This window comes from Ruegeria sp. YKSF57, from assembly GCF_059612585.1.
In genome coordinates, this window is record NZ_JBXWQW010000015.1 from 10677 (window position 1) to 22443 (window position 11767).

The 11767-nt window shown below is 59.6% G+C and carries 6 protein-coding genes; 2 read left to right on the top strand and 4 right to left on the bottom strand.

The window, feature by feature from the left end; translation table 11 throughout:
* Nucleotide 1: 1 nt before the first annotated feature.
* Both AC2FLX_RS07970 and AC2FLX_RS07975 read left to right on the top strand, forming a co-directional pair.
* A complete protein-coding gene (locus tag AC2FLX_RS07970) occupies nt 2–6406 on the top strand; it encodes a DEAD/DEAH box helicase (RefSeq protein ID WP_496810143.1) in 6405 nt (2134 codons plus the stop codon).
* Nucleotides 6403–8583, top strand: a complete 2181-nt coding sequence (locus AC2FLX_RS07975; protein WP_496810144.1) for a UvrD-helicase domain-containing protein — start codon at nt 6403–6405, stop codon at nt 8581–8583. Before AC2FLX_RS07970 ends, AC2FLX_RS07975 begins: the two co-directional genes overlap by 4 nt.
* 47 nt (nt 8584–8630) lie before the next feature.
* Here AC2FLX_RS07975 and AC2FLX_RS07980 read toward each other — a convergent pair whose 3' ends face one another.
* The 4 genes from AC2FLX_RS07980 to AC2FLX_RS07995 form a co-directional block, all read right to left on the bottom strand.
* Complete coding sequence (locus AC2FLX_RS07980; RefSeq protein WP_496810145.1) at nt 8631–9776, bottom strand: Fic family protein; 1146 nt, start codon at nt 9774–9776, stop codon at nt 8631–8633.
* 120 nt (nt 9777–9896) lie between these two features.
* Nucleotides 9897–10136: a hypothetical protein gene (locus AC2FLX_RS07985; RefSeq protein WP_496810146.1), complete on the bottom strand. Its 240-nt coding sequence runs from the start codon at nt 10134–10136 to the stop codon at nt 9897–9899.
* A 172-nt stretch (nt 10137–10308) separates the two neighbouring features.
* Nucleotides 10309–10950, bottom strand: a complete 642-nt coding sequence (locus tag AC2FLX_RS07990; RefSeq protein ID WP_496810147.1) for a hypothetical protein — start codon at nt 10948–10950, stop codon at nt 10309–10311.
* Nucleotides 10951–10960: 10 nt separating this feature from the next.
* Nucleotides 10961–11680, bottom strand: coding sequence for a nucleotide-binding protein (locus AC2FLX_RS07995; protein ID WP_496810148.1), 720 nt, complete (start codon nt 11678–11680; stop codon nt 10961–10963).
* Nucleotides 11681–11767: the final 87 nt, after the last annotated feature.

Here is an 11767-nt window from a genome sequence, read left to right on the forward strand (position 1 = left end):
CATGAACCCGATCCTCCTTGCCCGCCATGTCCAGGACAGCTTGCGCGAACTGGTCCATACGACATTGAATAGCACCAGCCCCGCTTTTGAAGGGATGGTGGACCGGTTCATCGACGAGCCAGCAAACTTCATCAAAGGTCCGTGGATCTCGGTCGACATGCCGTTCCGGCAGATCAAGGGGGCAGAAGACGGCAGCTGGCGGCAGCCTTTCCCCGACGTACCGCTCCGGTTTGCCCCCTATCAGCACCAGACGGATGCCTTTGCCAGGCTGAGCGGAGAGGCGATGCGCTCGACACTGGTTGCGACAGGGACCGGGTCGGGCAAGACGGAATCCTATTTGTGGCCGATCCTCGACCACTGTCGTCGGAACAAGGGGAAGCCCGGGATCAAGGCCATCCTGATCTACCCAATGAACGCGCTGGCCACCGACCAGGCGCGCCGGATTGCGGCGGCGATCTCCGAGATCGGGTCATTGGACGGCGTGCGGGCCGGCATCTATGCGGACGCAGAGCCACAGAACCCTGCGCATGAGGTGACGGCGGACAGCGTGATCACCCATCGCGAGACGATGCGGCGGAACCCGCCCGATATTCTGCTTACCAACTACAAGATGCTCGACTACCTCCTTCTGCGCGGTCGGGACAAGCCGCTGTGGGAAAAGAACGACCCGGAAACGCTGCGGTTTTTGGTGGTCGACGAAATGCACACTTTCGACGGGGCGCAGGGTGCGGATCTCGCCCTCCTGCTGCGCCGTCTGAAACACCGTCTAAGTACTCCGAAAGGTCATCTGATCTGCGTGGGGTCTTCGGCCACGCTTGGCGCGGGTGAAGACGCGAAGGTCGATCTTCGGCGTTATGCCGAAACCATTTTCGGCGAACCCTTCGATGAAGGGGCGGTTGTGACGGAGACACGGAAAACGCCGAACGAGGTGTTCGGAGACCCGGAATATGTGGATCGGCCGGACCCGGCGGAAATCCACACTGCCCTCCGCGAGGCCGAGGAAATGGATCAGGCTGACGCGGCGCTTCGACTCGCGACCGCCCTATTCCCGGACCGGACCGATCCGGATCTGGCCTTCATTGATGATGGCGCTGTTTCAGACCAAGCCTGGCGGATCGCGCTTGGTGAACGGCTGAAGGAGCATCATCTGTGTCAGCGGGTTCTCAAAATCATCGCCGAACACAAGGGCCCCGCCTCACTCGAGGCGATCGCCGCAGGGCTCGCACAGGTCCGGGTGCTTCGCGACTGGTCCGAAGTCGATCATCGTGCACTCGCGGAACTGGTCGTGGCGCTGGTCGCTTGGGCCCGGTCAGGTTCAGCAGAACGCCCACGTCCGCTATTCAACGTCCGGCTCCAGCTCTGGATCCGGGAAATGTCGAGGATGGTGACTAACCTGCCTCGAACCGAGGCAGCCGGTGTGCGATCGCAGATGAGCCTGTCCCATGCTCTTGATCTCGACCGACACACATTGCGCCGCTCCCTGCCGATCGTGAACTGTAACCGATGTGGGGCCACCGCCCATGTCGGGCGGTTGAACCCGAATTCAACCTCCTGCTGGGCCCCGCTCGAGCAGCTTTATGAAGAGTTCTTCGACGAGAGCGCAGGTGGAAAGATCCGACTTTTCTATCACGAAACGCTCGATCGAATGATCCCGGCGGCCGGTGGTGGTGTGCGGATTGTGAAGGGGCTGCTCGATGCAGAAAGCATCGAATTCACCCCGTCGGATCATGAAAACCTTGCGCCGGGTCCTTCCGCACCGGTTTGGATGTATGACCCGACGGACGCGGCGAGTGGGCGTATTGACCGGTCGTGTCCGGCCTGTGGACAGGCGCGCGGATTGCTCCTCTTCGGGATGCGAGCGGCCAGACTGACGACTGGGATCACAGGGACCCTCTACACCTCGGCACAGAACGAGGAAGAGCCAGAGGCGAAACCGCGCTTTCTCATGTTCTCCGATTCCGTCCAGGACGCGGCTCATCGTGCGGCGGTGGCCGAGACCCGTAACTCACTGTCGGTCTATCAGAAATCCCTCTTCACCGCCCTGCAGGAAGCTGAAACGGACGGGATGAGCCTCACTGACGTGATCGAGAAAACCCCTGCCGCGCAGCTCGATTTGCATGGACCGGACGCCTTTACGGCCCTTTACATCCCGAAAGAGCAGACTTGGCGTGGTCGGTACCAAGAGTTGATCCGGGACGGAACATCGATCACCGACACAGTCTTCCTAAATCACATGAAGCTACGCCTCGGGTGGGAGTACTTCGTGGACCTGAGCTATCGGTCGCATTTCAGCCATACGCTCGAAGCGAACGGCATGGTCGCGGCTGATGTCTCTGCCGATGTTCTGAGCGCTTCCGCACAGCGGCTCGCAAGCGAACTCAGGAACGATCTTCCTGGTGCCCCCGACATCGACCCTGCGCTTCTCGCCCGTTTCCTGTTCGGTGTAGTTCAACGTATGCGCCGCCAGGGCTCCGTCGCGCACCCCTATGTTGCCAGTGCGGTGGCAACAGCCTCGGGCGCGCGGGGTCTGAACTGGTTCGCATCAGCAATCCAAATGGGTGTTGGCAGGACTGGAACGCTTCCGATACCAGACAGCCGACGCGGCCTCGCGCCAATCCCAGTTACATTGGGTCATCCACCGCTCGGGTATGAGCGCATCACGAGGTCGCAGGGGGTGAGCTGGTATCGGGACTGGCTCTTCCGGACCCTCGGGGTGGCGGATCTCCGCTACGGAACGGACCCGGACACGATATATCCGATGGTTCTGCAGCGTCTCGAAGCCGACAGCATTCTGCGCCGGGTTAACGGCCCGGATGGGCAGAACCGGCACGCGTGGCTGATTGAACCGGACAAGGTCACGGTCTCGACCCGTACGATCGGGCTCACTTGTGACCGCTGCGGTCGGCAGGAGACGGTCCTCGCGGAGAACGAGGAGATCGCGGCAGGATCACCATGCACCAAGATCGGATGTACTGGGCATTTCGCGCTGGCAGGTGCTCCGCCACGCCCGGCGTTGCACCGATCTCTTCGGTCCGACCGAAACCACCGGGTGGTCGCGCGCGAACATACTGGGATCCTCGAAACCGATGAGCGATTGCGTGTCGAGACCGGGTTCATCAAGGATGAGACCCGGTGGGCGCCGAATCTGATTTCCGCCACACCGACTCTCGAAATGGGGATCGACATCGGGGATCTATCGACCTTGCTTCTGGGGTCGGTTCCACCTGAGGAAGCGAATTACGTGCAGCGGATGGGCCGGAGCGGTCGGCGCGACGGAAATGCCTTGAACATTGTCCTGGCCAATTCGCGAGCTCATGACCTTCAGTTCTGGGAAGATCCGACCCCGATGCTGGCGGGCCAGGTGCGCCCGCCTGGGGTCTTCCTTGCGGCCGAAGAAGTTCTTCTTCGCCAGGTGACAGCCTTTACACTCGATACCTATGTCGCGGCCACTGCGGAGGCGGGCGACTACGGGAAGGTGCGTGATGTCTTGAAGCGCCGCTCCTCCGGAGCGACGGAGGGGTTCCCTATCGAATGGCTGGACCTGGTCCACGACAGAGGGGATGAATTGGCGACCGCGTTTCTGGCGGGACTTCCGCCCGCCGTTCAGGCGCGCTCGGATCTCGTGGACCGGGTGCGCGGTTTCCTGATCAGTAGCGATCAAAGGTCGATTGGTTGGCGGATCGGCGCGGCGTTTGATGCCGCAGCCACGGAGAAGGCGCGGCTTATAGAGAAGCGGGAAGAGGCCACAAAAGAACTGAATCGGCTTCGGAAACGACGGGCAGAGCTGACAGATGAGGAGTTCGAGAAGCGCGAGGGTGAGATCGCGCGTGACCGGACCGAGATTAACCGGCTGATCCGCAGCGGGATCGATGATGTGGCCGTTATCAAGTTCCTTACCGATAAAGGGATCCTCCCAAACTACGCCTTCCCGGAAGAGGGCGTGAAACTCACCTCGATCCTCTCGCGCCGAAACGATCCGACCAAGACCGCATCGAAGGATGAGGATGGGCTTCTTTATGTTGAGTATTCCCGTCCAGCCAGCTCGGCCCTATCGGAGTTCGCACCGGGTCAGTTCTTCTATGCAAACGGGCGACAGGTTGAGATCGAGCGGATCGAGATCGGGAAGGAAGACCTGAGCCGTTGGACCTTCTGCCCCTCCTGCTCACATGTCGCGCACCGGATTGAAGGCATGGAAACCAGTACATGCCCGCGCTGTGGGGATGAAATGTGGTCCGATTCCGGGTCCAACCATGATGTCGTTCAGCTCAAGTCCGTGATCTCGGTGGACAGCGAGGAAAAGGCGGCGATCCGGGATGGCGATCAGCGCGACCAGAGACAATTCGACCGGGTTCTTATGCCATTCCACGGGCCGGAGCATATCCACACTTCCTGGTTCACCAGTCGAGAGAATGGCGCGCCGTTCGGGTTCGAGTTCCTGCCGCACTGCACCTTCCGGGATTTCAACTTCGGCCCGAAGTCCACGTTTCCAGGGCCGAAAATCGCCGGCGAAAAACGACCGGCGCAGCCGTTCCTGATCTGCCGCCATTGCGGCACGCTCCAAAAGCCGGCGAAAGATGAAGCAGATCGCGGAACCCACCCACCGAGCTGCAAGGTCATCCGCGAAACGGCACTCGCCCGCGAGAAATGGGAGACCGGCGTCTTTCTGATGCGGAACTTCGATACTGAAGCAATCCGGATCGTGATCCCGGTCGTTGGTGAGGCCGATGATGATGATCTGAAGAGCTTCGTCGCTGCGATCAACCTCGGGATGCGCAGACATTTCGCGGGGAAGGTCGACCATCTCCGCTCCACGATCTTCGCCGCCCAGCTCGACGGGATGACCACCGTCCGCAGCCTCTACCTCTATGATGCTGTCCCAGGCGGGTCCGGGTATCTGAGACAGGTCGGAGAGCACCCTGATACGATGCGGGCGGTGATCAGTCGCGCGGCTGAGGCGCTTCGGGACTGTCCTTGTAACCAGGAACCAGACCGAAACGGCTGTTTCCGTTGCGTGAAGCCCTACCGATCCCAGTTCGGGCCCGGCGAACCTGATCGGGATCGTGCACGTCAGATGATGGAAACGATCCTGCAGAAGTGGGATAGCCTCAACCGGACGGAGACTGGGATCGACGAGTCGATCCGGGGTGCCATGGTGGAGAGTGCCCTCGAGAAGCGGCTCCTGAACTCCCTTGCCGACCGGTATGGGAACGATGCGCTGACCCCTCAAGTCCTCTCAGGTGGGCGTCGCGGCTTTGTGTTGCGCGCTGGTCCTAAGGACCGGCCCCGGCTCTGGACGATCGAACCCCAAGTGCAGATCGATGCCCGTTTCAAGAACCTCCCTCGAAAACGGATCGACTTTCTCTTTACACCGGCGGGCCAAGCCGGTGCCTTGCCTGTCGTGCTCGAAATGGATGGCCTCGAATATCACGCGGACACAGTCGCCCAAGATCTTCTAGACCGGATCGAGATGATCCGGTCCGGTCAGGTCCGGGTCTGGACCCTCGCCTGGGCAGACCTAGATGCACAAAACCGAGCCTATCTCAATCCACTCGCGGAACCGGCCCTCAACGTGGAAAAGGTCGGACGACTCGCTAGGGTCTGCACCTTCCCCGGCTTCGCGACTCACATCGAAAGCGTCCGCGCACTCCAGGTCGAAAGCTCCCTCGAAGGGTTCTGGCACCTTCTGGACGGCGTAAGGGACGATGACGCTCCGAGCCGGTCGATCCTGACCAGGGGATTCGTTGCGACCGGGCGGCCGCTCGATCAACTGCCGCGGCAGGCCTCCCTTACGGAAGAAGGGCGCCAGTTCCTTCTCACGCCGGGGCTGACGGATCATGTTGGGGCTGGAGCGCTTGACCTATATTTGGCATGCAAACAGATATCTCCGACGGAGTGGGCCGGATCGGACGCAGATATTCGACTTGTTCTGCGAGCTGAACTCCCGGATCCGGGTCATCAGCCTGCTGCGAAGGCGCTCTACACTGAAGCGTGGCGTGGCCTCTGGCGCCTCGTCAATCTGTTTCAGTGTGTTCGCGGTTTCCATGTGGAACTGGCGGGCCTCGACACTCTGTCTCCACCCGATATGTCGGTAGGGACCGGACCAACGGATGCTGACACTGAAGCCTGGCTTGAAGCCCGGGCCCTATGTGATGATCTGTTCCATCCTCTGATCGACGCCTTGATAGCGGCTGAAGTGCCCGGCCCGGACCGTTTTGGGGACGATTTGCTCGTCGAGGGGCGGGTTGTTGGGATGTTGGAATTTGGGTGGAGGGAGGCCAACGTTGCGATTGCGGAAACCCTCTGTGAAGGGGTGAGTTGGCGGCTCATCCCGTTTGATCCGGAGAGCGACCAAATCGGCGAGACGGTCACCAAAGTTATTCAGGCGATTCAGGAGACAAACAGATGATGGACGCAATCAACAAGCGGGTCTCCTATGACATCGGTTGTATGAAAAGCCTGCGGAAACTTCCCGACAAGGTGGCGCTGCGCTTCATGGATATGATGACCCGCTACATGTCTGATCCGTCTGCGAACGGGTTGAACCTTGAAACCGTGGAAGGTGCGAAAGACAGTTCGATCAAATCCCTCCGTGTCGACCAAGGCTACCGCGCGATCGCCTTCGAAGTGGGCCGCGACATCATGTTCGTCCATGTGAATGAACATGACAAAGCCTACCGGTGGGCCGGAAACCGTCGGGTGAAACTCGACCCGGATACGAACCGGATCCGCGTCGTCGAGGAACTGGAAGCGGACATCGTCGAGACCGCTCCCCAGACTGCGAACGAGCCACGTCTCTTCGCGGCAGTATCTGAAAAGCGGCTGAAAGCCCTCGGTGTTCAGCAAGAAGAAATAGCCGCGGTCCGTGCGCTTGCCTCGATTGATGCGCTGGAAGCTGCAGAAGAGGCTTTCGATCCGCTGACCTACCAGATCCTCTATGCCCTCGCCGCAGGCTATTCCGACGAGGAGGTTTACGCTCTGACGGGCATCCCGGAACAACCGGAAGCCACGGCAGAAAACGCACCTGCTGACCTGACGTTCGATCAAATGATTGAAACGGAGGAGAGCCGCCAGACCATCTTCATCCCAGAGGATGAAAAGGAACTCAGGCGTGTTTTTGAAGAGGGGCTCGAGGGATGGCGGGTGTTCTTACACCCTGATCAACGCAAGATTGCCTACCGGGACTACAACGGCCCAGCCATGGTCCGCGGTGGCGCCGGGACCGGGAAAACCGTCGTTGCCATGCACCGGGCGAAGCACCTTGCCGATCAGATCGAACAGGACATGACGCGGGCAGGTCAACGGGTTCTGCTGACAACTTTCACGACGAGCCTCGCACAAGACATCGAAGCGAACCTACGAACTCTGTGTCCAGAACATCTGGACGCTCGGCCGCCTCGGATCGAAGTGATCAACTTGGACCGTTGGGTGTCCCAGTTCCTCAAGCGGAAGAATTTCGCACGCGAAGTCGCCTTCTTCGGAGAGGCGCGGGATCGTCTCGATGAGATCTGGCGAGAAGTGTTCGACGATCATGAATTACCTGATGGGCTCTCCGAGGCCTTCATCCGCGCGGAATGGGCGCAGATCGTTCAGGCGAAAGGTCTCATCGACCAGCGGTCTTACCTGAAAGCATCTAGGGCCGGACGCGGCACTCCTCTCGATCGCCGCAAGAGGGCCGCGCTTTGGATAATCTTCGCGGATTACCGGGCTAGAATGATAAGTGGTGGTCTTGCTGAACCGGATGACGCCTACCGCGAAGCGATCGAGATCCTAGCTGCTGAAGCCCCCAGCCTGCCCTATGCGGCGGTGATCGTCGACGAGGCGCAGGATATGGGGGAACAGGCATTTAGACTGATTAGGGCTATCGTGCCGGAGAAGCCGTCCGGGGATAGCAATTCTCTCTTCATAGTCGGGGATGCGCACCAGAGAATTTACGGGCGCAGAGCCAGCATGGCTTCCTGCGGCATCAATGTGCGCGGAAGGTCTCGGCGACTACGCCTGAATTATCGAACGACCCAGGAGATTCGAGCTTGGGCCGTATCCGTTCTTGAGGGTGTAAGCGTGGATGATCTCGATGAGGGAAGTGACACGCTACGCGGCTATGTGAGCCTCCTGCATGGAGTATCACCGAACCTGGTTGGATGCGCCTCCGAAGAGGAGGAGCTCAAGGGTGTTGCGTCTTGGGTGCGAGCTCTCCCCTCCGATGACATGCATTTGTCAGACGTTGGTGTTCTCTGTGCTCGTCGATCGGACGTAGGTCGGGTGAGTGAAGCCTTGCGCGCGGGTGGCATCGAGACAGTGACTCTCCAAGCTGGTGCGGATGATCGATCAATCCCGGGGGTACGTGTCACGACCATGCACCGCGCTAAGGGACTTGAGTTCTTCGCAGTAGCTATCCCATTCGTGTCTGACTCAGCCTTCCCACCGCCAGGCGCCTTGAAGGCAGCTGTGGACGCTGCCGACCGAGAAGATATCGTTACCCAATATCAGTCGCTTTTGCACGTTGCAGCGACGCGCGCAAAGCGGGCGTTGCGGGTTTCTTGGTCTGGCACACCATCGTCACTTTTGAATATCTCCACGGATTGATGCTCAAAAATCTGAGGGGTCACATAGAGAAGCGATATTTTTTGCAGCTATCGCTCGTTTCTGAGCGCGCGTTGCCGTGGATCAAGTTCAAGTCTTGTGTTCAACCAGTACCTCGTATGGCGTCGTTCTCCAGTTCGGCTGAGCGCACCTTTCTCGACTAGGTCCTGCAGATCGCGGGTTGCGGTTGCGCGTGAGGTTCCGGTGATCTTGAGATAGTTGTCGGCGCTGAGGCCGCCTTTGAAACCGCCAGGGCCTTCCCGAAACATTCGAGCGATGGCCTTGGCCTGGCGTTCGTTCAAGTGGTCTCTGTGGCGATCGTAGAAGTGTGCCTTGCTGATGAAGAAGCCGACGCGGTCGAGTGTTACGTGTTGGGCCTTCAAGACAACTTCTGCGAACCAGACGAGCCAATCGGTCACGTCGAGCGTTTTTTGATGCTGCTCGAGTTGATCGTAATATGCCTTGCGCTCCTTCTCGATGGTGAAGGCGAGCGAGATGAGGGTCGGCTGGCCAATGTTCTGCGCCAGCGACTTTTCAGCGAGGGCGCGACCCAGGCGGCCGTTGCCGTCTTCGAATGGGTGAATGCTCTCGAAATAGAGGTGGCTTAGCCCTGCGCGCGTCAGCGCTGGAAGCGGCTCTGCTCCCCCCGGCCCGGTCTTGTTGAACCAATCCGCGTATCGCTCCATCTCAGGCATGACCCGCTCCGAGGGCGGCGCTTCGAAATGGATCGTGGGCCGGTCAAGGCGGCCGGAAACGATTTGCATCGCCTCGGTGTGGCGTCGGTAGGCCCCGATGGTTTCCAACCGGCGGTCATGGGACAGGAGCATCCGATGCCAGCGGTACAGTGTCTCATGGGTCAGCGGCTCTGCAAAACTGGAATAGACATCGACCATCATTTCCGCGACGCCCTGTTCGCGCGGTTTGGCAGGGTAGCTGTCCGGATCGAGGCCCAGATGGCGGCGCAGCGAAGACTGGACACTGAGCCGATCGAGGATTTCACCCTCGATGGCACTCGTCTGCATCGCTTCCTCGCTGAGCAGTTCGATGCGGAGTTGCTCGCGCTCCGGCTGGCTGACATGATGGACCGCGCCGAGAATTTCTCCGGACGACAGCAGGAACGTCTGCTCAAACGGCTCCAGAGCGGAGGCGTCATATCGGAAATCCGGCCAATCGGGCAGCGTCCAGTTCCAAGCCATGAGTTATAGACATCCTTTCTATAGCTCATATCTAGATCACTTCTGAGGCATAGAAGTCAACTCTATCGCTCAAAGGACCTGCGGGATGGGATGACCCACAAACCGACGCGAGGCCTTGAGCTAGGCCTTTTCAAGGTGCGTCAGATCCTGCTGACGCGTTCTGAGGGTCTTCGGATCGACAGGGTTTTGTTCCGGCGCTTGAATGAATGGTTCATAGCGAACGTCCGCCATGGCGCCGTCGAACCAGGCAGGCTGCACGTCACCATTGTTCCATTGGTAAAGGTAGCCAACCAGATTTTCAGATGTCTTGCAGAGGATGCGCATGATCGGTTCACCAGTCAGGCGGGGCTTTGAAATCATGGTATGTTCCTCCAAAAGAACCTCGTAACTCGTCAACACCGAGGTCGCAGCTTCCAATTAGACGCTCATTAGCGCCAGGCGATAGCAACTTCAAGTTGTGCCTCAATGACGGGCAAGTTTGATAGGCGAAATTCCACCGGGAGAATACCAACTGTCGTTTGCGGCTGGTCGCTTAGTTCTCGTGTTGCTCCGGCTGCAATGCAGAACGAACCGCAATTTCTTCCAAGATCCTGTCGATTTCGCCCCATATGCGTGGTTCCACCTGACCGCGGATCAGAGCCCATTTACTCAAGACGTCGAGGGGATCCTGGTCCCGAAGGAGGACACTCAGGCTGGCCGCATCGACTGCCAGAGATGTCCGGGCCTGCCACTGCGTGTTTCGAGTGCGCCGCTCCTCCGCGACTGGCGCGAAGACCGGCGACAGTTGCCAGCCTTTGACTGCACGGCGCAGGGCGGCACGCACCACATGTGCTGGCTCAACACCACAAGTCTCTAGCGCCGCTTCCTGTCGTTCGAGTGCGTTGACCCTGATGTCGATCTTCCGGGTCGGGCTCAATGCGCGCGCCGATACGGGAGCTCTCAGGCTGGTATGCGGGTCAGAGCTTTCCGCGGTGACTTGGTGCGGCGCCACGGCACCTTCTGGCACACGCTCTGACTCGTGCCGATCAGCGTCAACGTCAGCGGCTGGGGTCCCAGTCTTTGTTGCTGTGACCTGTGCCTCATCTTCCTTCCCGGGAACCTCGCGGTCACCCTGTTGCAGGGTGGCGGCGTAGGCTGGGTCGGGCCTGGTGATGGTCGGGATTTTCTTGCGCAATCGCCTGTCCTCACGCCGCAAGAATGTTGTTGAGGATGTCCGTCGCCTCCTCGAGCGCCTCGACGACATGACGTACATGTGGGCGCATCAGCGGGTTCGGATCAGATTGCTTTTCCAGCGCCAAGGCGTGGAGAAGCCCCTTCTGGTCCATCTCCTTGTAAGTATTCCGTCGCATCATGACGGTCTCAATCACCGGAAAACGGGTGAGCGCTTCTTCAATCAGGGCGGCGTCAGCACGGGTCGTTTTCGGGTCAACCATGTTGAGGACGACATGGTGGCGCGGAAGGCTGGAGGGGTCGTCAACGCGGGATTTCAGTTTCTCAAACCAATCAGAAGTCTGCGCTCCGACATCGAAATCAGACGTCGACAGCATGACGGGCGTCACGATGTGGTCCGCAAGCACCGCGATGCCGTCTGACCATTCGGCACCGACCCCTGCGGTATCGATGAAGATGAAGTCTGCCGTGCCTGCCATGTAGACCTGATCGATCTGATCCTCGACACCCGCCACGCTTTCGACGGTGGCCGAGTAGAGAAGCGGCGAACTCAGCCCACCGGATTGCGCCCGAGCATGCCATGCCCCGAGTACTCTCGTGCTGTCCGTGTCGATCAACATCACTCTGCGTCCGGCGGCGATCGCGGCGCTGATCAAGGCGCGCGAAAGCGTCGTTTTTCCACTGCCCCCTTTCCGGGCCATCGCTGCGATCACCACGAGATTTTCGTTCGGCATTCTGACCCTCCGCAAAAATAGTGAATCGCAACAATAATGCAAAAATGTCGCTAAACGCATGAGGCGGAGGGGTCAAGCAGAAGTCGG

Bases quoted from the DNA above. Each gene is read 5' to 3' on its own strand.
- AC2FLX_RS07970 (WP_496810143.1), top strand. From the start codon at position 2: ATGAACCCGATCCTCCTTGCCCGCCATGTCCAGGACAGCTTGCGCGAA.
- AC2FLX_RS07975 (WP_496810144.1), top strand. From the start codon at position 6,403: ATGATGGACGCAATCAACAAGCGGGTCTCCTATGACATCGGTTGTATG.
- AC2FLX_RS07980 (WP_496810145.1), bottom strand. From the start codon at position 9,776: ATGGCTTGGAACTGGACGCTGCCCGATTGGCCGGATTTCCGATATGAC.
- AC2FLX_RS07985 (WP_496810146.1), bottom strand. From the start codon at position 10,136: ATGATTTCAAAGCCCCGCCTGACTGGTGAACCGATCATGCGCATCCTC.
- AC2FLX_RS07995 (WP_496810148.1), bottom strand. From the start codon at position 11,680: ATGCCGAACGAAAATCTCGTGGTGATCGCAGCGATGGCCCGGAAAGGG.